Genomic DNA, 20,471 nt, shown 5'->3' with positions numbered 1-20,471 from the left:
GGGGATGGGGAGACAAGGAATTGAGGGAGTTGAGGAAGTGATAAGAGTAAATTCTTCCCCATCTTCTCTATCTCCCTCATCTGTTCCTCTTCTCCTACTCTCATCTCTACTCCCCATTCCCCATTCCTTAGTCGTAACTGCGCCAGACTGCAATTAGGGAACCTTGAACTTGCACCTGTATAGCAGGTACTTCAATAGGATTGTACTTGGGGTTAGCAGGTTTGAGGGTAACGCGATCGCCTTGACGATAAAATCGCTTGAGTGTGGTACCATATCCGTCTACTCTGGCGGCAACAATCGTACCATTTTTGAGTTGATCTGGTTCTGGCACTGGACGTAACAATACCAAATCTCCATCAACGATAGAATCTTCAATCATGCTATCCCCCGCTACCCGCAAAGCATAAGTTTGGGAAGGTAGGGAAAAATTAGAAAAGTCTAGATGCTCGACAGCATCGGTGAAGGGTTCAATTAAACCACCAGCAGCAATTGTACCTAAAATCGGTACACCTTGTTTTAAGGAACGCAAAATTCTAATCGTGCGTGCCTTTCCTTCATTCCATTCTATATATCCTTTAGTTCGTAAATGTTCCAAACGACTTTGAATTGGCGCTGGCGACTTTAAATTCATCGCCTGCATCATCTGCCGAATTGAAGGCGAATGTTGATGTTCTCGAATATATTCTGCCAGCCATTCGTAAAGTTCTCTTTGCGCTTCCGTTAGTCTTTCCATATATTTATAGGGAGGAAAATACAAATGTCCCTAGAACATTAGTACTACAAAAAACATCCCAATGGAAAGTAAAAATTTAAAAGTTAAAGGAAAATACTTTTGATTTGAGAAGGCTAAAGGATGAAATATTTTATTCATTCAAACTTCAGCCTTAAGTTGTTTACTCTGCTTCCAAAATACTAGCAAGTAATGCCTTCTGAACGTGCATCCGATTCTCCGCTTGATCCCAAACTCGTGAGTGGGAACCTTCCATGACGTCATCGGTAATTTCTTCGCCACGATGGGCTGGTAAGCAATGTAGAACAATCGCTTCTGAATCAGCAAGGCTCAACAGATGTTCATTGATTTGATAGGGTTGGAAGATAGGCATCCGGTCATCTGCTTCTGCTTCTTGCCCCATACTTGCCCAAACATCAGTATAAAGTACATTTGCACCTTTTGCTGCTGCTTCGGCGTCGTGAGTGAGAATTACTTGTGTTTTATTATTTGCGATCGCTCTTGCTTTTGCAACAATTTCTGTGCTTGGCTCAAATCCATTGGGCGTGGCTACTCTAACGTTCATTCCCACCAAAGCACAACCCAGCATTAAGGAATTGGCGACGTTATTGCCATCGCCTACATAAGTCAAGGTTAATCCAGCAAAAGAGCCAAAAGTTTCTTGAACTGTCAATAAATCTGCTAAAACCTGACAGGGATGCTCCAAATCGGTGAGAGCATTAATTACAGGGATTTTGGCATAATCAGCAAAAATTTCTAACTCTTGCTGGGCAAAAGTGCGAATTGCCAAAATATCTAAATATCTATCTAGAACCCGCGCTGTATCTTGCACTGGTTCACCGCGACTTACTTGTGTCACATTAGGATTCAAGTCTATTACCTGTCCACCCAGTTGGTACATCGCGACAGTAAAACTCACTCGTGTTCTAGTGGAAGCTTTAGAAAATAACAGCCCCAAAACTTTATTACACCGTAACCTCAACTGTTGAGATTTTAACTGAGTTGCCATTTGCAGGAGTTCTTGAACCTCTTGAGAACTGAGGTCTGCTAGACTTAATAAATCTCGTCCGCTCAACGCTGCCATGCTTCTAATGTGTAAAGAAAAATGTTATCTTTAGCTTTCTGTACGCAGCTGTGCAAAAAGTAGTGCCTTAAAACTGTACCAAATATTTTTGTGTCTATCCTAAAGTGTCAGGTGGCTTTGACTTATAAATGAGATTAGGAATTTTGAGAATGGTATAAATCATCTTTTTTGGTATTTTTAATTACATTTTGCTAAAAATTCAGTGATTTAAAAAAATCAACAATTTTAGAATCGAAGATATTTTTTGTATATTATATTTACAACTAGCTTTTTTGAGCTATAATTACTAATCGGTGCAATCTTTAAGAGCATTATTGTTCTTGAAGATTCACCTCTACCGAAGTTCTGCCAGCATAGCACAGTGGTAGTGCATCCGACTTGTAATCGGAAGGCCCTCGGTTCAAATCCGAGTGCTGGCTTACCAGTAGGAGTGGGTTTCTAAACCCACTCCTACATCAATTATGAGTATTTTCGAGAATTGGCGAATGAAAACTGATGAATGCAATATTGTGCCGAATTACCTGAAAATATTCTTTATCGTGCCTCAGTTTTATTTCTCTTAACGAAGTGGATTTTGGGAGCAGATTGTAAGTTAATAGAGTAATGCCTTCTGAACTATCCACTTGTAATGGAGAGCCACTGGGTTTGGGGATTTCCCACGTTGTAGCACGTGGCATGACAGTGGATAATGTACGCTTGTTGAAATGCCCATTCTTTCAAATTCAAAAAACCCGTCAGATAACTAACGGGTTTAGTTTTGGTGCATTGACTGCCTTGCCACTGTCGAGTTAACTGAACAAAGTGTTTTGCTTATTTGTGTCGTTGGCAGTAGCGCCACCTAAAGTGAGCAGTACTGTCAGTCAACGCCAAGATAACACCATTAAGTAATTTAGTGATTTGACAAAATTGGTGCATTTGAGATTAAGTTCCCACGCTTGCCCAGGAGTCGTTAATAGTCCTTAGAAAATTTTCGCAAGGTTACTTAATCGTTCATAAACAGGGATCAGGCGATCGCCGTGTATCTCCACTGAAGCATGAGGATAGTTACGAATAGCTCCGAGTAAGGTAACTTCACCACTTTGACTAATAGATGCACTCAAGGCGGAATGTAGTGCTTGCTTGTCTAATGGTTTATCAGGAGGACGAACTACCTCACCAACTTGACTGACCAAAATTGGCCCTGCCCAGCTGGACATGACGCTATTTAAAAAGCCAGGATCGGCCTTGATTCCTGCCGTCAGAGCCTTTCGAGCTAATGCAGGGTCTTGTTTGGCGGTTTGCAGATAAGCTTTTAGTATGGGGGTAGTCTTGCCAGTTTCTACAAATTGAGTTAATTCTTTAACAGAGACTGGCCCCCGAAAATTACCATACTTTAAAACTACCTGTTCAGCAGCGTTAGCATTAGTACTTGAGAGTAAAACACTAGCGCCCACTCCTAAAGCTACTGTCTTACTAAGCAATGTCGTAAATTTCCATCCGCTTAGTCGATTCAGAAGTAGAAAAATTTGCATTTTAACCAACTCCCTGGTAGTGCAAAGCGCACATGGGCAAAAATCCCCAAGTGTTATTTAACTATTCGAGAAAGCATATCTACCAGGTTAGCTAAATTAATTTGGTTTGCGAGATTTTCTTAAATTGTCACTCCTTCCAATTCCTCATCTGTTAACTCATATAAATCGCGTAACTTTTGTAACTTATCCTCACTCGCTTGCCAAAAACCGCGCCCGTGCGCTTCTAACATTCTTCCCACAATATTCCGGAACGCTTCCGGGTTTGTCTTGCGCAACCTCTCTGCCATTTCTGGATCTAAAGCATACGTATCTGCTGCCTGGTCGTATACCCAATTATCAGTAAAATCCGCAGTTCCACCCCAACCGATTAATGCCGTCATCCGTTGAGAAATTTCAAAAGCACCACCAGAGCCTTGGGTTGCCATTGCTTCTGCCCATTTGGGATTCAGCAACTTGGTACGATACTCCATCCGCAGCAAATCATCTAACTTGCGGGGTGTAGTATCTTTCGAGAAACTTTCCACAAAGTTGGCTGTGACTTTTTTGCCGCGAACTTTTTCTGCCGCTTTCTTCAAACCACCTGTATTGGCGTAATACTCCTGAATATCGGTTAAACCGTATTCTACCGAGTCAATTTCTTGGACAATGCGATCGCACTTTTGCAACAATGTTTTTAGTACTTCTGGTCTAGCTTGTCCCTTATCTTGCCTACCGTAACTAAAAGCATTGCGACTTTGCCAAGTATTGCCCAACTCATCACCAGATTCCCAGTTACCATCATTGACGCGATCGTTTACCAAAGAACCAAAATCACCCGCCGGATTAGAAAACAATCTTGCCGATACATTTTCCACCCCTTGCGCCTTCAAAGCTAAAGCGTGTTTTCTAATAAAATTCTGCTCCTCTGGTTCATCCGCCTGGGCTGCTCGTTGAAACAAATCATCCAACAACTCAATCACATTCACAAAACTATCGCGGAAAATTCCCGACAAATTTGCCAACACATCAATACGAGGATGTCCCACTTCTGCCAAAGGTTTTAATTCATACCGAACAATTCTTCCTGTACCTTCCTTCACAGGTTCAGCACCAACCAACTCCATCAGAATACCGAGAGACTCACCCTTAGTTTTAATCGCATCCAATCCCCATAGCATTACCGCTACAGTTTCCGGATAATCACCGTGTTCTTCCAGATGTTGAGAGATAATTTTTTGACCAATTTCTTGACCCCGTGCATACGCTGCCGGAGAAGGCATTCTATAAGGATCTAAGGCATGAATATTCCTACCCGTAGGCAACACACCAGCCCCATCCCGTAACAAATCGCCACCAGGCGCAGGCGGAACATACTCTCCATTTAATCCACGTAATAGATTTGTTAATTCATCTGTAGTTTGCATTAACAACTGCTGAATTTCCAATTCATCTTCTTTGCGTCTTTGCGGTTCATTTTCAAAATAAGCTTCCAAATACGCCGCCATCTCCTCCTGATTCGGTGCTTCACCCAAGGTATGCAATCCAGAAGAAAACAGGCGAGTTTCTAGAACTTGCAAATACTCATACAAATTCACCAAATAATCATTAAAAGCATGAGCACTAAACATCCTGATATTTTCCGGAGTAAAAGGAATGCCCAAACGTTTAGCATCCTCAAATGGACAATCGGCATCTAATCCAGCATCAACAATCTTTTTACAAATAGCTTCTTTTAAAAGATAATTTTTTTTTGGATCTTCTCGATACTCTGAGATTAAATCCCGTAGCGCCACTAATTCTTTATACAAACCTGCTCGACCATAGGGTGGTACATTGTGGGAAATTAACACCCCGTAACCACGACGCTTCGCCAAAATCGATTCAGAAGGATTATTTGCCGCATATATATATAAATTAGGCAAGTCTCCCAACAAAATATCAGACCAAGAATAACCTGTATTTCCCAAAGGCGAACCCGGCAACCATTCTACCGTGCCGTGCATACCAAAGTGAACTACAGCATCAGCTTGAAACTCATTTTGCAACCATTTGTAGAAAGCAGCGTATTGGGGATGGGGAGTTAAATCTCGCTCAAACATCAAGCGCATCGGATCGCCTTGGATGCCCAATGGCGGCTGCACACCTATCCAGATGTTTCCCAGCTGCACACCACCAATGTGAAATTCATCGGCATAGGTTTTAATCCCAGTACCGGTAAGAGATTGCCATTGCTTTTCAATGCGCGAGGTGCGGAGATATCCTAGCCATTTTTCGAGGGTGCGGACATTTACTGACGCGGGGAAGGTTTCTGTCTGTGCGTCATTTAAAGCTTCATCCGCTTCTTTGACTGCACGAATCAACTCTTCCCCATCTTCAGGCAAATCAGCGATCGCGTAGCCTTGCTCTTTGAGTGCCTGGAGGAATTTCAAGAGACTGCGCGGTACATTCAACAATGCAGCTGTTCCCACCGCACCGTAACCAGGGGGAAATCCATAGAGGATAATCGCTATTTTTCTTTCATTGACAGGTTTGCGTCGCAGGTTAATCCAGGTTTTTACTCTGCCAATTAAGCGTTGTACCCGTTCTGGAACTAAATAAATGTTTTCTCCTACCAAGCCACCAAGGGGAACAGTGTCAATTGCGCCATCTAGTTCAGGCAAAGCGTATAAAACGACACTTTGCAGTCCACCAATTCCTTGACGCGTCCAAGAGTAGATGTCTTGAATTAAAAGAGGTGCAGCAATAATATACGGAACATTCTTAGCAGAGAGGATACGTTTTGCTACTTCTACTTGCCGTCCCGCTTCCATAGAACCAGCAGGCCCCCCGACTAAGGGAAAACCAATAGTTGAGACGATCGCATCAACTTTCACTGCCTCATTGGCAAGAGAGGCAATTTCTACATTCCCTAGTTTACGTTGTTGCATTTCGTAGTCGCTTGTCATCCAGTCACGGACAGCAACGTGTCCTTCTACACCATTAATGAAAATAGGTAAGGGGATTAGCCCAGCTTCCTCAAAACGGCGGATTAGCTGATTAATGTAGGGTTGTTTGGTGATGACGTGCTTGCGGTAGAGGAGAATGCCAATAACTGGGTTTGACCTCACCCCCTCCCCTCTCCTTATTAAGGAGAGGGGTGCCGTAGGCGGGGTGATGTTCTTGGAAACTTGGCTTTGATACCACTCCAAATACTCACGTGGCGATGCAAAAAACCCTTGATAATCGGGATGAAGTAATCCCATGTTGGGGGTTTCAACAGGCGGGGGAATATCACCGACTTTTAAACCTAAATATTTTTCTGCCAGTGTCCAGAATAGTGCAGCTACATTTTCCGGCCCACCGGCGTTCCAGTAACCATAAATAACTAGCCAGTTGCGTAAGTCTTGAACTTTTTGCACTGGCACAAATTTTAAGAGTTTTGGCCCTATCTTTAAAAAACTTATATAACCTGCAAGTCTATCTTCTTCTCGCCCTTGACTGAATTTATCAAGGATAAATTTCACGGGTTTGGGCATTCCTTTAGGTTTATCACCAATACTAAAGGCTCCCAGTTTGGTGAAACTCATCAATTCCAATGCTGACTCGAAGACAAGACGAGTGGGAATATTAGCAAGACGATCGCGCAACCACAACACCTGATCGTAGTCAAATATTAAGCTGCCAAAAAATACGTCAGCACCACTCAGTGCTGCTTCTACTTCAGCCCGCTTACTGGTAATATCGCGATCGCTAAATACCCGAATATCCAACTCCGGACAACTAGCGATCGCCAAATCAGCCGCTTTTCGATACAAGTCGGCGTTGAAAGATTCAAATCCTGCAATCAAGACGATACGTTTCATGTCTCAGAGCTAAGAAATATTTCTTCATCTTGATTTTAATTGACGTTATTGCTAATCGCTAATTGCTAATGGTGAAGTAGTGCGTTGCGGAGCCAGTGCGCCCTTGCGGAGCCAGTGCGGTGGTGAGCCAGCGCGCCCTTGCGGCTTTGCCGACTTGTAGCGACTGGCGAAAGGGTTCCCCGGCATAAAGGAGCCAGTGCGTTGCGCGGGTTAAGCGCGTTGTAGACGCCCAGAGGGCGGCTTCCCGCAGGGTAGCACCTGGCGTCACCTGGCGTCGGGTTAAGCGCGTTGTAGACGCCCAGAGGGCGGCTTCCCGCAGGGTATAAGCGCGTTGTAGCAACTGCTGAACCCGAAGGGCTAATAGCTTTTGCTGGAGGGGCGAACTGTGAGGTGCTTGTTTTAACAATATATTAACTATGTATTTACAATGACTTGACCCAAAGAGTAGAATAGAACGCCTCTTTTCTGGCTAATAAGTGAGGGAGAATCCAATGAGATATGGAATAGACATCGGGCATAATTGTCCTCCAGATACTGGAGCCAGAGGGATAAAATTTGAAGATAATTTGACTCTTGATGTTGGTAATCGAGTAATAGCAAAGTTAAAAGCATTAGGGCATCAAGTTATTGAATGCAAACCAACAAGTGCCAGTACGGTAGGAGATTCTCTCAGAAAAAGATGTGCAAAGGCTAATGCCAGTAATATCGATGTTTTTGTATCCATTCATTTTAATGCTTTTAACCGTCAAGCTAATGGCACAGAAGTCTTTGCAGCTAGTGATGCAGGTAGAAAAATAGCTAAATCTGTATTAAATGAAATAGTCAAATTAGGCTTTTTTAATCGTGGTGTAAAGAATGGCAGTCACTTATACGTAGTTAAAAATACAGATATGACTGCAATTTTAGTCGAAGGGTGCTTTGTTGATTCGCAAAAAGATATGGCTCTATATAATCCAGAAGCTATGGCGAATGCGATCGTCAAAGGCTTAACTGGACAATTACCCGACAATACTCCTGTTGAGCCGGTAGAAGATGAAGAGCAAAATCCAGACGTCACAATCCAGAGACTACAAAAAGCTCTAAATCGACTGAAAATCACTGACAAAGATGGTAAACCTTTAGTAGAGGATGGAGCGAACGGCCCCAAAACGCGATCAGCTATAGAAAAATTCCAGAGAATTGTAGATATTCGGCAAACTGGAACCGCAGATCAAAATACATGGAATGCAATTAATCAAATACTGGCGAAACGAATAATTAGAGTCAATCACGCAGGTGGTGTTGCAATCAGATACTTGCAATATCGTCTAGCTGTTGATATGGATGGTGTCTATGGGCCACAAACGGAAGCAGCTGTAAAAAAATATCAACAGCAAAATGGATTGACTGCTGATGGAATTATTGGCCCCATCACATGGCAGAAATTAATTGGTTAGTTATTGGTCATTCATTGGTTATTAGTCCCTCGTCATGACTAATGACTCTTTCCATAAGTCCTTTAAAATCATTGTTCTCATAAAGAGAGTAGCCTAAATTCTATCTTATGGAGCAGGACAGACGGCTCATAAAGCGCTAAACTTTCCTCTGTCGCAGTTATGTAAACCATCAAAGGTCAAGCATTTAGACCTATAATGACAGTATTTTGAATGGCTTAAAAGGGTAGAATCTAAAAAACTTCACTTTTTACTATGTGGTAGAACCCTGGTATGAAAAAAAGTAGACTCTTATCTCTAGAAAGACTCTTTTACCAAGATAATTGGTACAGCTTGTTGAAACTTTCATAGAAATACTCAATCACTAACTAAACTCTAATTGGAATTGAGAATTGGTGGTTTGTTTAGAATTTATTGAGAAAAGTTCCTTTTAAACAATCTTTGGTATTAGAACTTTGTTGCATTACTCAAACAGTATTCAAGTTGGAGATAAAGTTTTAATCCTGCTTCCAGAGTATGTAGCCGGAAAAGTAGGAGTAATCTGGGGCTTGGAAAAACTCTCAGGTGGGCAAATGAGTGGACGTTGGCTTATTCAAATAGACTCTGACGATATTTTAGTCTCGTTAAACCAAGATGAATTTAAGGTTTTGAGTCAGAGCAAAGAATCCCATCATCCCTAATTTTAGTTACTTTTTATGGATAGATACGGTTGAACCACCCATTGCCAAAACTGATCGCTTACTACTTAACACTAGAAATCACGCGATCGCCTTTTAGACACATAGTGAAAAAAGCTCTCCGACTCTTTGAATAAGTTGGGGAGCTATGTCTTTAAATTTGACAATGGCAATATTACTGCTTTGGCTGAAGTGCGATCGCCTCAACAATAGTTAATAGCAACATATGTATAATTTAGTACGCAATTTCCCAAGCTAATTTTTAAGTTTTTACGAAATTTTTATATACATTGCTTTTAATAGTAGACTTACCTAGATTTTATCTTAGAGAAAGAATACTGTAATTTTGCTGAAGTTTTAGTATTTTTTAATAGTTACAGTATCAGTAAGTGTTGACTAATGGATATGGGACAACCTCTTTCCAGTCAAATGATTTGCTAATGCTTTACCACCTGACGTTAACCTCTAGCTTGATATTGGCAAGTACTTTAGCTGTTGATCGCTCTGTATTAGCTCAAAGTGTTGATGTTCCCTTTAGCGGTACTGTTCCAGTTCAGGCTACCTTTAGTACTCCTATCCCTGGTAGTACAGAACCAACCATTCCCACCAATTCTAGTGGAGCTCCGACAAAGTTGGAATCACACACACCTGCCACTATTAGTGTGCAAACTAGCACACCTGCCACAATCATAGTTTCGCCTCCCCGCTTTGTATCTGGGACAACCCCCGATCCAGTTGGGACAACATATGTTGGGTTTCTGAAATTTGGTTCAACTAGCGTGAGCAGCAATGTTGGCGGTGGGAGTACTACTTTACCTGAGGGTAGTACCAATTTAGAGGTGGCTATGTTGGTTGAACGCCCGGATGGTTTTACACCAGGAACTTACACTTACGTAGTCACCTTAACTGTGACTCCATAATTAATTTTCCTGTTGATCAAAAGATTTACCTCGTTATTTTAGGAAATTGTGCATATGATTCGTCGTTCTTTATTAACTGCTGCTTTGATACTTGTGGGTAGCGTTGCTCTTGCTCCCAAAACAATGGCTCAAACTGTTGATGTTCCTTTTACTGGAACTGTTGGTGGTGCTTGTAATTTTGATCAAGTTACACCCGGTAGTTTGGGAATGAATCAGCCATCTAATCCAACAGCATTAGCTGGTGGCTTTACTGGAGGAGCATTCGGTCAAGTTTCTGTTACTTGTAATGCTCCTTCTCAGCTAACAGTATCACAACCTGTACAAACTGGAGGTCCTACCTTTACTCCCATGTTTGCAGACGCATTTGTGAACTCATCATCTGGCTCAACTTTTGCCAACGGTGGTTCTCCCATGATGCTCCCAGTTGGTAGTCCAACAATGCTAAACGTGGATATGTATGTAGACAAAGGTAGCCCTCTGACTCCTGGTACTTATGACTACAAAGTGACATTAACCGTGACGCCGTAACAGTTTTGTAAGTTGAGTTTTAGCATCAAAAATCTAAAATCCAAAATGGTATCAGTAGGGTGGGCATTGCCTACTCTACTATGTTATTTTTAATACCTAAATTGTAGTAGCTCATGATTTTATTAAAAATACAGTCACGTTCAAAAAAATTCTAAATGATTTCTCACTTGGTCTTATTTTCATTTCTTATAGTAACGATTACTATAGTTATAGCGCCCAAAACTTACGCTCAAAGTACCGATACTTGTACTTTTTCTCAAATTTCCTCTGGTGAGTTAGTAGGTGATGGTGGAACTTTGCCAACTCAGTTAGTTAGTTTTAGCACTGCTGGCGGCTCTCCTACGCAAATTTCTGTTAACTGTAAAGAGCCTGTTAGTCTAAGTGTATCTGAGCCGATTCAGATTGCCGGGCCAGCTTTCCAGCCTGTATCTTCCCTTGTGACAGTAGAAACTGCAAACGGTGGTTCAACTAATTCTCGTAGTGGTTCGCCATTATCTTTACCTGTAGGAACCACTCCTGTTGTCATAAATTTATTTGTTGATAAAGGAAGTTTGCTTGCTCCTGGGAACTATAGATACGGAATTAAATTTACAATTGTGCCGTAATGAATATGGTTCGTAATACTTGGCTGTTGAAAGCTGTTTTTGGGGCTTGTTTCTCTAGCCTAATTCTGTTTTCCGGTAAAGCTTCTGCACAAATGAGCGTTTCTCCGTTAGTCATTGAAGCTAAAGCTGATCGCGGACAAGCCCAGAGTATAATCACAATCACAAATACTAGCAATACCCCCTCTCGCGTGCGTGTCTACGCCGAACCTTTCACTTATAGCCGAGATACAGGATTTCAAACTCTGCCTACCAGCAGTGCCAATAATCTTACTCCATATCTGCAATTCTCACCGCGTGAATTAACTATTAAACCAGGAGAAAGTCGACGGGTACGTTTGATCGGTAGATTAGCCCCCAATCTTGCTGAAGGTGAATATCGAGCTGTTGTGTTCAACGAAACTCTGAATGAGTCTAAGGATAGTGCTGGCAATAATGTTACTTTGGCAACACGCATCGGTGTGACTTTCTATGTCCGTAAAGGTAATCTTGCTCCGAAATTAGCGGTAGATAATGCTAGTTTCAATACACGGCAAAAGCAAATTCAGCTATTAGTTCGCAACAGTGGTAAAGCTACTGTTCGTCCCAGCATCAATTGGATTTTACGTCGTGGAGGAACCGTTGTTAAAACTGGTAAAGTAGATGCGACTGCTGTTGTTGCCGAAAGCGATCGCAACTTATTATTTAATTATCCTGGCAAAGAAAATCTTACACCCGGTCAATATCAACTTAGTGGTGAGTTGTTATGGGGTGAGGATAGCAACAAAAGTAAGCTCCCATTTAATGTAAATTTGACGATTCCAAAATCCACTACTGCCTCAGAAAAGAAATAATTTTTGTTATAAATATTACACTAAAGTATAAGTTTCACAGTGGAATTTGGGAATAATAAACCTACAAAGACGTTGATATTTAACGTCTTTTTATGTGTTTATACTTAGTTTTGTAATATTATGCTAAAGAAATCACTGGTAGTTAGTAGTTGCTTGCTAGCAGCGATCGCTTTGAGGTGGCAAATAATTATCACACCAGCAACAGCCAATACTCCTGTTATCACTTCCGAAACCCAAAAAAACTCAAATGAATCCAACCTCATCACTGTAGGTATAACTGTGGGTAAACGGAATATGATCCCCAGTATGTTGGTGCGGGGAAAAGAAAATGGAACCGAAGCAATTGATTTTGAAAATTGGCTTTTGCCCTATGAAGCAGTAATTAAAGCATTAAAATTAAATGTTACTACTTTAGCAGATGGTCAATTGGAAGTGCGATCATCTGGAGTTGTTACGCGTATCGATCCGAAAAAACTTCGCACTGATTCAGAATTAGGGTTAGTATTTTCGATTGCAGATTTACAAACACTGTTTGGGGTAGCAGGGAAATTTGATATTCAAGAATACGCTATTGTCTTGGAAATACCTTGGCTAAACCAATCCAGCCAGCAAGCCGAATTAACAGATACTCCCATAGTTTTAGAAGGATTGCCACATTTCAAACCAGGGAGTTTGAACATAGCAGCAGTTGAACAAAAAGTTAATGCTAGCAGTACCACTAGTTCCTCAACCAATTATCGAGGAGATTTTCTTGCTGTTGGTACAGTTGCAGGTGGTTCATGGTTTACTCGTGTCAATCAACAAGACTTACAAAATCAGCAAACCTGGAATATTGCAGAGGCAGAATTTCTGCGACAAACCAACCGAACAGATTATTTTGTTGGTTCCCATCCAACTTTTTGGCAAAGTCAGGAATCTGGGAATTACTGGGGTTTTACCTTCATTGAACGCCAAGGTTTTGTTCCTACTCAACCCTTTGGGGGTGGTTTATCAGATCCGCGCCAACGTTTGCAAGCAGCCCAAATTGGACGCACAATTACTGGTGAAGCAAAACCAGGTACTTTAGTGCGGTTAATGCCAGCTTTTGGTGACAGGGTAATTACCGAAGTTTTGGTAGATTCTTCCGGCATTTACCGTTTTGAGAACATCAAAAGTGATAATCAATTCTTTGGTGGTAACTATCGTGTCTTACTTTATCCCGAAGGACGACTGACAGCACAACCCGAAATTCGGGAAGCGACATTTTCTACAGTCTTAGGACAAATTCCCGCAGGTGCTTTCGCCTGGGTTGGTTCTGGTGGGTGGGAACGGAAATTCGCTGGAAATGAAAGTTTTTTGGGTGAATTCTCTGAGTTTCGAGGTGGAATAGCTGGACGTTTTGGTTTATCAGAAAACTTAACAGTAGGGGTAGGGGGAGTGTATGACGAATCTTTGCAAGGATTAGCAGAAGTATTTTATCGTCCGACAAATTTTCCTGTACAGGTAGCAGTTTCAGCACTTGGAGGCAGTGAATTTGATGTAATTGCAGACATTCGTTATGAGCCATCTTCTAAGTTTAGTGCCGTATTTACGAACGATTTTCTTTCTAATCGTTTTAACGTTAATTGGAATTTGTTTTCTGGTTTTAGCTTATTTGCCACTACTGACAGTCGCGATGCTACTGCCGGTGGGGTACAACTTAACTTTAGCGGTAAAAATTTCTTTACCTTTGCCCGTACTAGCTTAGATACAGAAAATCACTTGCGCTGGAACTTATTGCAACGTCTCGGCAAGATGGAACTGAACCAGCAGGGCAGTGAGATTGGTACTTTTTCGGAATTAAGCTACAACTTCTCTCAAGGTGGTATTACCGGAAATTCACTGCTTTTAAATTACGAAACTCGCAATCTCAATGACGATGATAATTTGCTTTCCTTGGGTTGGCGATATCGTTCCCCACAACGGGTAATTGATGGTAATTATCTGTGGGAAGCGCAACTAGGCTATGGAATTGGTTCTCAAGGTAATGGCATTGTCGCCTTTGTTGGAACAACAGTACTACCAGGCATGATGGTGCGGGGGCGTTATCAAGGTATTTCCCTGACTTCCGATCAACCAACTTTCAGTATTGATTTAGTGTCTAACTTGAACTTGCAAGGTGGTATTGCACCAGGGGATATGCGTTCTAACTACTTCCGTACCCAAGGTGGTTTGTTGATTCAGCCCTTTTTTGATCGCAACAATAACGGTAAACATGATGCAGGCGAAAAAGTTTATACAGATAATTTGGGGACAATGTTGGTAGTGAATAACAAACCAATTCAGTCTTGGCAACCAGATATAAAAGGCGATCGCGCTTATGTACGTCTTGCACCAGGAGCATATCGCCTGGATCTCGATCCTGCTGGCTTCCCACCTGATTGGCAAACTGCTACTGATTCCTTAGCTATTGATGTAGTTGCTGGTAGTTACACTCCTGTCATGATACCGCTCATCCGCTCCTACACTCGCTCTGGAGTTGTTACAGATATCCAAGGTAATGCTGTTGCTGGTGCCAGACTAGAAGCTATGGAAGCAGATACAGGCAAACGAAAATTTTCTTTTACTAACAGTGCGGGAGTGTATTATCTGGAAGGTTTACAACAAGGTGACTACGAATTGCTAATTAACGGTAAATTAGCTGGGAGTTTAAAACTTGAAGACTCTTCAGAAGCATTCCAAGAGTTGAATTTTAAGCAACCATAAAAAATTTTTCATCGGTTCGGTAAATCCCCTTTCTTAGGTTCCTCTTCCTGGGAACTTCCCGCAATAAGTGTTAAATCCAAAATGGTATTACTCATGTTAACTTTGTCGCTGTTTCAAAAAATGAGGCAACTAACATAGAAAAAGCATGCAAATACCAAATCGTCTATGCAAAAATACCAAACTTTACTCCGGGTTCGACATTATGAGATGGATACTCTCGGACACGTCAACAATGCAGTTTACCAAAACTACTTAGAACAAGCTGCCATTGAACATTCAGAACACTTGGGCATTACTTTCGATGTCTACCGGGAATTGGGGGGCGCATTTGTGATGCGGCGGGTAGAAATTGACTATCTACGTCCATCTGTAGCAGGTGATACCTTGGAAATTACTACTTGGTTGCAGCAAATGCGCGGTACTCGTGCTGTACGACGCTACGAAATTCGCAAACAAAACCAGGAAGATTTATTAGTAACAGCAGAGGCTTTATGGGTATGGGTAGACGTTAAATCAATGCGCCCGCGCCCAATTCCCAATTTGTTACTAAATAAATTTATGCAAGTGCAACACTCAGGTGTAACTATTAGTTAGCAATTGAAAATTCCCACACCCAACAAACGCTGATCTCATATGGTTATTAAGTAGGTGGGTGGGAAAATTTATCGCTAGGGTAAGGCAGCTATGCTGGAGGCAGAGGAGGCAGTGCGCCCTTGCGGGTTAAGCGCGTTGTAGACGCCCTCCGGGCGGCTTCCCGCAGGGTAGCACCTAGCGTCACCTGGCGCCGGGTTAAGCGCGTCGAGTGCGACTGCACAGAGACTGCACAGAGGCAGAAGGGAAGAGGGTTTTAAGCTGATTCATTGTTCTTTACATAGTTGGCTTTATTTGTGCCTACCCACTTACTTTTTCTGTGTGCTGATGACGCTGATAGTTACAATTTTATAGATCTAAAAAAATAGAGCTTTTTTAAAGTGGTATTTTACTAATATGTAAATTTTATACAAAGGTAAGCTGTTAAATGTAGAATTTGCAAGATATAAATTTATAGAAACTGCTGGTCACCTTTCGCAAATCAATTTAAATTTTAAAATCAAAGCTATGGAACCAAGTCAGCACGAACAGCGCCAAGCTGCTGCTAAAGATTTTCAGCAATCCCTTGGGGAGCTACAGCATATTTTGCAAGAAAAGTCAGCAGAAGAAGAGGAAATACCAAAATTGCCAGATGATAGTATTAATGATGACCAATTCGCTGAAAATGCCTCGGTAATTGATTTAGCTGCTTGGGAAGACGCAGTTGCTGATATTGAGCAGTATTTACAAGAGAAGGAAAAAGCTGATAGTTAATAGTCATTGGTCATTTGTCATTAGTTATTAGTTGTTTTCCCCATCTCCCTTTGTCCCGTGTCCCGGTGTTACGTGTCCCTTATCCCCTGTTCCCTGTTCCCTCTCTTTTCTGCCGTTGTGCCTCATACAACATTAATGCAGCGGTGATCGCTACATTCAACGACTCTACCCCAGGGCTGAGGGGTATTTTTACTTGTAAATCTGCCATCGCCGCTAATTCTGCCGACAATCCAGCGCCTTCATTTCCCAATAAAATTAGACTTGGTTTACGCCAGTCTATTTCCCAGTAAGTTAAAGTTGCGCTGGGCAAAGTTGCGATCGCTTGCATTCCCGCTTGCTTGGCTTGCTGTAGTATTGTTCTTAAATCTGGGGTTACCGCCATTGGTAGACGAAACCACTGTCCGGCTGTAGCACGCAATACTTTAGGATTGTCTAAATCTACACTATCTTCACTTAGCCACAATCCAGATGCACCAGCCGCAGCTGCTGTGCGAATGATAGTACCCAAGTTACCCGGATCTTGAACTGTTTCTAAAGCCAGTACCAAACCAGTAAACAATACTTGAGGAAGGCGATCGCCTTGTTTTGCCGTTGCTACTATCCCATCTGGATTTACTGTAGTAGCGAGCGCTGCCATTACTTCTTCGCTCACAATTTCTGTGCGATCGCATCTTTCCTGAACTTCTTGCCATAGCTGGGGATGAGCTGTTTGCCATTGTGGAGTACAACAAGCTACAACCAATGGATAATTCACTGCATAGGCTTCTTGCAATAAATGCGTACCCTCCAATAAAAACAACTGCTGTTTGTGGCGTTCTTTTGCAGAATGGAGTTTTCTAATTTGTTTAACTAAAGGATTCTGTAAACTAGTTAACATCAAAAAAAGTTATGAATTATGGATGCTAAATTATGAATTATAAGGACTTTCATAATTCATACTTCATAATCTAGATGTAAATGCGGAACCCGGGACTTGAACCCGGAAGCCTTGCGGCACTAGAACCTGAATCTAGCGCGTCTGCCAATTCCGCCAGTTCCGCTAGCGTGACATTTTATTGACCGTTCTCTATTGTCGCTTAAATTTCTCATGGCGTCAAGCAATGATTCCATGTTTGTCAATTAGAGAACTTTCACTTTTGTTCCTAGTCCCCAGTCACGAATCCCTCATCTCCTTTACTGAGTATTGACTTTTGCTAAAGCCAGATAAGGTGTATCAGTCCTTTCTTATCTAAAAAAATCTATATACAACAAGGCTTTCACCAATTGGTAGTCTCTGTGCCATCTCAAAATACAGTATGGCGCTTACAGATGTAATGCAATAATGTAGACAAATTAAATCTTTACTGTAGAATCGAAACCAACTTAAATTTTGTAAATTTTATAGTTTTTCGGAGGAGCGGCTTATTAATTCTTCTAATGGCTTATCAGATGCCAAGTTATCACCTGTTGCAGACTCCTCAGTCTTGCAAATCTGGGGTGGGCATCGTTTGCAAGGTCATGTACAAATTAGCGGGGCAAAAAATTCAGCACTAGTAATTATGGCTGGAGCATTGCTCTGTTCAGGTGACTGCCGCATCCGTAATGTACCTTTATTGGTAGATGTAGAGCGGATGGGTCAAGTTTTATCAGCTTTAGGTGTCCGCTTGCAGCGAAATGGAGACATTTTAGATATTAATGCTAGCGACTTTACATCATCCAAGGCCCCCTATGAGCTAGTTACTCAGTTGCGGGCAAGTTTTTTTGCGATCGGCCCAATTTTGGCACGTTTAGGAGTGGCACAGATGCCGCTACCAGGTGGTTGTGCCATTGGAGCAAGACCAGTGGATCTTCATGTCCGGGGATTGCAAGCAATGGGAGCTGAGGTGCAAATTGAGCATGGTATTTGTAATGCTTATATACCTGGAAACAGCCGCCGACTTAGGGGAGCAAAAATTTATCTAGATATTCCGAGTGTAGGAGCCACAGAAACATTGATGATGGCTGCTACTCTGGCAGAAGGGGAAACCATTATCGAAAATGCAGCCCGCGAGCCAGAAGTAGTAGATTTAGCAAATTTCTGTATAGCAATGGGAGCGAAAATTCACGGTGCTGGAACAAGTAAAATTTCTATCATCGGCGTTCCCAAATTACACTCTACTGAATACAGTATTATTCCCGATCGCATCGAGGCAGGAACATTTTTAGTCGCAGCAGCCATCACCCGTTCAGAACTCACTCTCTCGCAAGTCGCACCAGATGCTTTGCTCCCAGTGATTGCCAAATTGGGGGATATAGGCGTTTGTGTAATTGAAGAATCACCAAACTGCTTACGAGTTCTCCCAGCCGAAAGACTCTTAGCAACAGATATTGAAACCATGCCTCATCCAGGCTTCCCTACAGATATGCAAGCGCCGTTTATGGCTTTGCTATCTATTGCAGAAGGCGATAGTCTGATTAACGAAACCGTTTTTGAGAACCGCTTGCGTCATGCTTCTGAGTTGAATCGTTTGGGAGCAGATATTCGTGTTAAAGGTAACACTGCCATTGTCCGAGGAGTGCCGATTTTATCTGGTGCGCCTGTCATTGGCACTGATTTGCGAGCAGCAGCAGCTTTAGTAGTGGCTGGTTTGGCAGCAAATGGCAAAACAACTATTCAAGGACTACGCTATTTGGATCGGGGTTATGATCGCCTCGATTTAAAATTGCAACAGTTAGGAGCAAAAATTAAGCGTACATCCATTCCTTTAGCAGATACAGAAGTCTCACCCTCTGCTGTTAACCCCGAACCAACAGTTACTCCTAAAAGGTAGACAAGAAAAACAAACCAAGTAGGAGCGGGTTTTGCTGATTATATGAACGGTTAAAATCGACGATTTATCTTCTCAACCCGCCCGTATAGAATGTAGTGGTTAATTGTTAATTGTTAATTGTTGTTTAGCTATTAGCCCTTCGGGTTCAGCAGTTGCTACAACGCGCTTAACCCGCAAGGGCGCACTGGCTCCGCAACGCACTGGCTCCGCAACGCACTGGTTCACCATTAGCGATTAGCTATTAACCACTAACAATCTTCTTTCGTTTGTTCTAGTTATACTAGCTTTGTAGGGATGATTTGTTGACCAAACCTACAAAACCGTCGTTTCCACCTTGCCTTGTCATGTTCTCCTCCAAGATTCCGCTGATTGGTCTAAAAGCAGACTCGTTTCGTCACCCCCTAGACTTAGAAGCAACTAAAGCGCTTAAGCAGATCCCTGGTATAGACGCAATCGTTAGGAGTCTGTTGGGGCCTGTGGCGGAGCAGGTTTTTTATGTAGAAAATATTGCATCTAGTATTTTGGTGGGTGAAAAGCAACTACCTCATTTACATAAGCTATTGCTGGAAGCCTGCCAAATCCTAGATATGGAGCCACCCCAACTATACATTAGGCAGCATCCGGCTCCCAATGCCTATACTTTCGCTATGCGGGGTAAGCAGCCTTTTATTGTGGTGCATACTTCTCTAATTGATATGCTCACACCAGAGGAAACTCAGGCGGTAATTGCCCATGAATTGGGGCATCTCAAGTGTGACCACAGTGTTTACCTAACACCAGTAAATATATTGATATTAGCAGCAGCAACTTTGCCCAACATAGGTGCTTTTGTTGCCCAAGCTTTACAGGCACAATTATTAGAATGGGTACGCTGCGCAGAGTTTACTTGCGATCGCGCTGCATTATTAGCTACCCAAAACCCCAAAGCAGTTATGTCAGTGTTGATGAAGCTTACTGGTGGCTCACCTACTCTAGCACCCCAACTGAACTTAGATGCCTTTGTTGCCCAAGCTCGTGCTTACGATGACATCAGCAAGAGTGAATTAGGAGAAATGGTCAAAGTTGCCCGCACAGCCCAGTTAACTCATCCAGTACCAGTGCTACGAGCGCGAGAAATTGATCGGTGGGCAAGCAGCAAGGAATATGAAAACTTGTTGTTGCAAAAACAAAAAATGGATTATAATAGTGAAGTTGCAAATAAGGGCGGGTGGCGAAACTGGTAAACGAGCCACAGTTAAAATGCGCTCTTAGATGCGGGTGTGGCGAAATGGTAGACGCAGTAGACTCAAAATCTACCGGGATTAAACCCGTGTCAGTTCGACTCTGACCACCCGCATAACTCAAAATGTGACTCGCTTGAAACCACAGGAGTTCGATTCTTCTCCTGCCCAACGAAAAAGTGATATTTGCAGTTACCTGTAAAAACGAATTAGTCCTGATACATAAATAAACGGCTACATTTTACAAGGTAAGTC

Annotated in this window: 19 protein-coding genes and 3 tRNA genes; 14 read left to right on the top strand and 8 right to left on the bottom strand. The window is 42.2% G+C overall.

Annotated features, from left to right (window positions below):
* Positions 1-127: 127 nt before the first annotated feature.
* Positions 128-733, bottom strand: coding sequence for a transcriptional repressor LexA (gene lexA, locus QUB80_RS12035; protein ID WP_289789732.1), 606 nt, complete (start codon positions 731-733; stop codon positions 128-130).
* Positions 734-893: 160 nt separating this feature from the next.
* Positions 894-1,814 carry an ornithine carbamoyltransferase gene (argF, locus tag QUB80_RS12030; protein ID WP_289789731.1) on the bottom strand — a complete coding sequence of 307 codons (921 nt, stop codon included), beginning with the start codon at positions 1,812-1,814 and terminating at the stop codon, positions 894-896.
* Positions 1,815-2,161: 347 nt separating this feature from the next.
* Here argF and QUB80_RS12025 point away from each other — a divergent pair.
* Positions 2,162-2,233, top strand: a tRNA-Thr gene (locus tag QUB80_RS12025).
* A gap of 184 nt (positions 2,234-2,417) precedes the next feature.
* Complete coding sequence (locus tag QUB80_RS12020) at positions 2,418-2,606, top strand: hypothetical protein (RefSeq protein ID WP_289789730.1); 189 nt, start codon at positions 2,418-2,420, stop codon at positions 2,604-2,606.
* 167 nt (positions 2,607-2,773) lie between these two features.
* Here QUB80_RS12020 and QUB80_RS12015 read toward each other — a convergent pair whose 3' ends face one another.
* The 3 genes from QUB80_RS12015 to QUB80_RS12005 form a co-directional block, all read right to left on the bottom strand.
* On the bottom strand, positions 2,774-3,325 hold the full coding sequence (locus QUB80_RS12015) for an alpha/beta hydrolase (RefSeq protein ID WP_289789729.1): 552 nt from the start codon (positions 3,323-3,325) through the stop codon (positions 2,774-2,776).
* 119 nt (positions 3,326-3,444) lie between these two features.
* Positions 3,445-7,146 carry a magnesium chelatase subunit H gene (bchH, locus tag QUB80_RS12010; RefSeq protein ID WP_289789728.1) on the bottom strand — a complete coding sequence of 1,234 codons (3,702 nt, stop codon included), beginning with the start codon at positions 7,144-7,146 and terminating at the stop codon, positions 3,445-3,447.
* 51 nt (positions 7,147-7,197) lie between these two features.
* On the bottom strand, positions 7,198-7,332 hold the full coding sequence (locus QUB80_RS12005; protein ID WP_289789727.1) for a hypothetical protein: 135 nt from the start codon (positions 7,330-7,332) through the stop codon (positions 7,198-7,200).
* A gap of 305 nt (positions 7,333-7,637) precedes the next feature.
* On the opposite strand from QUB80_RS12005, the gene QUB80_RS12000 reads away from it, so the two are divergent.
* The 9 genes from QUB80_RS12000 (at position 7,638) to QUB80_RS11960 (ending at position 16,207) form a co-directional block, all read left to right on the top strand.
* Complete coding sequence (locus tag QUB80_RS12000; protein ID WP_289789726.1) at positions 7,638-8,582, top strand: N-acetylmuramoyl-L-alanine amidase; 945 nt, start codon at positions 7,638-7,640, stop codon at positions 8,580-8,582.
* Between the two features lie 452 nt (positions 8,583-9,034).
* The gene (locus QUB80_RS11995) at positions 9,035-9,259 is read left to right on the top strand and encodes a hypothetical protein (protein ID WP_336622319.1); all 225 of its coding nucleotides are present in this window, start codon (positions 9,035-9,037) and stop codon (positions 9,257-9,259) included.
* A gap of 437 nt (positions 9,260-9,696) precedes the next feature.
* Positions 9,697-10,176: a hypothetical protein gene (locus QUB80_RS11990; RefSeq protein WP_289789725.1), complete on the top strand. Its 480-nt coding sequence runs from the start codon at positions 9,697-9,699 to the stop codon at positions 10,174-10,176.
* Between the two features lie 54 nt (positions 10,177-10,230).
* Positions 10,231-10,704 (top strand): hypothetical protein, encoded by a 474-nt coding sequence (locus QUB80_RS11985; RefSeq protein ID WP_289789724.1) that lies wholly within the window; start codon positions 10,231-10,233, stop codon positions 10,702-10,704.
* A 155-nt stretch (positions 10,705-10,859) separates the two neighbouring features.
* Positions 10,860-11,309 carry a hypothetical protein gene (locus tag QUB80_RS11980; RefSeq protein ID WP_289789723.1) on the top strand — a complete coding sequence of 150 codons (450 nt, stop codon included), beginning with the start codon at positions 10,860-10,862 and terminating at the stop codon, positions 11,307-11,309.
* Complete coding sequence (locus tag QUB80_RS11975; RefSeq protein WP_502875293.1) at positions 11,309-12,139, top strand: fimbrial biogenesis chaperone; 831 nt, start codon at positions 11,309-11,311, stop codon at positions 12,137-12,139. Before QUB80_RS11980 ends, QUB80_RS11975 begins: the two co-directional genes overlap by 1 nt.
* 120 nt (positions 12,140-12,259) lie before the next feature.
* A complete protein-coding gene (locus tag QUB80_RS11970; protein WP_289789722.1) occupies positions 12,260-14,863 on the top strand; it encodes a carboxypeptidase-like regulatory domain-containing protein in 2,604 nt (867 codons plus the stop codon).
* Between the two features lie 165 nt (positions 14,864-15,028).
* Positions 15,029-15,457 (top strand): acyl-CoA thioesterase, encoded by a 429-nt coding sequence (locus tag QUB80_RS11965; protein ID WP_289789721.1) that lies wholly within the window; start codon positions 15,029-15,031, stop codon positions 15,455-15,457.
* Between the two features lie 504 nt (positions 15,458-15,961).
* Positions 15,962-16,207: a hypothetical protein gene (locus QUB80_RS11960; RefSeq protein ID WP_289789720.1), complete on the top strand. Its 246-nt coding sequence runs from the start codon at positions 15,962-15,964 to the stop codon at positions 16,205-16,207.
* 79 nt (positions 16,208-16,286) lie between these two features.
* Here the strand turns inward: QUB80_RS11960 and QUB80_RS11955 are convergent, their stop codons facing one another.
* Together QUB80_RS11955 and QUB80_RS11950 are read right to left on the bottom strand one after the other, a co-directional pair.
* Positions 16,287-17,084 carry a TrmH family RNA methyltransferase gene (locus tag QUB80_RS11955; protein WP_289789719.1) on the bottom strand — a complete coding sequence of 266 codons (798 nt, stop codon included), beginning with the start codon at positions 17,082-17,084 and terminating at the stop codon, positions 16,287-16,289.
* Between the two features lie 81 nt (positions 17,085-17,165).
* Positions 17,166-17,247, bottom strand: a tRNA-Leu gene (locus QUB80_RS11950).
* A gap of 363 nt (positions 17,248-17,610) precedes the next feature.
* Here QUB80_RS11950 and murA point away from each other — a divergent pair.
* Complete coding sequence (murA, locus tag QUB80_RS11945; protein ID WP_289789890.1) at positions 17,611-18,996, top strand: UDP-N-acetylglucosamine 1-carboxyvinyltransferase; 1,386 nt, start codon at positions 17,611-17,613, stop codon at positions 18,994-18,996.
* 99 nt (positions 18,997-19,095) lie between these two features.
* On the opposite strand, the gene QUB80_RS11940 is transcribed toward murA, so the two are convergent.
* The gene (locus QUB80_RS11940) at positions 19,096-19,224 is read right to left on the bottom strand and encodes a hypothetical protein (protein ID WP_289789718.1); all 129 of its coding nucleotides are present in this window, start codon (positions 19,222-19,224) and stop codon (positions 19,096-19,098) included.
* Between the two features lie 116 nt (positions 19,225-19,340).
* On the opposite strand from QUB80_RS11940, the gene QUB80_RS11935 reads away from it, so the two are divergent.
* Together QUB80_RS11935 and QUB80_RS11930 are read left to right on the top strand one after the other, a co-directional pair.
* Positions 19,341-20,219, top strand: coding sequence for a M48 family metallopeptidase (locus QUB80_RS11935; RefSeq protein WP_289789889.1), 879 nt, complete (start codon positions 19,341-19,343; stop codon positions 20,217-20,219).
* A gap of 30 nt (positions 20,220-20,249) precedes the next feature.
* Positions 20,250-20,332 (top strand) — tRNA-Leu (locus QUB80_RS11930).
* Positions 20,333-20,471: the final 139 nt, after the last annotated feature.

Source organism: Chlorogloeopsis sp. ULAP01, from assembly GCF_030381805.1.
Classification (GTDB): domain Bacteria; phylum Cyanobacteriota; class Cyanobacteriia; order Cyanobacteriales; family Nostocaceae; genus Chlorogloeopsis.
The sequence above is the reverse complement of the archived record's forward strand: the minus strand, read 5'-3'. Positions and strand labels throughout refer to the sequence as shown.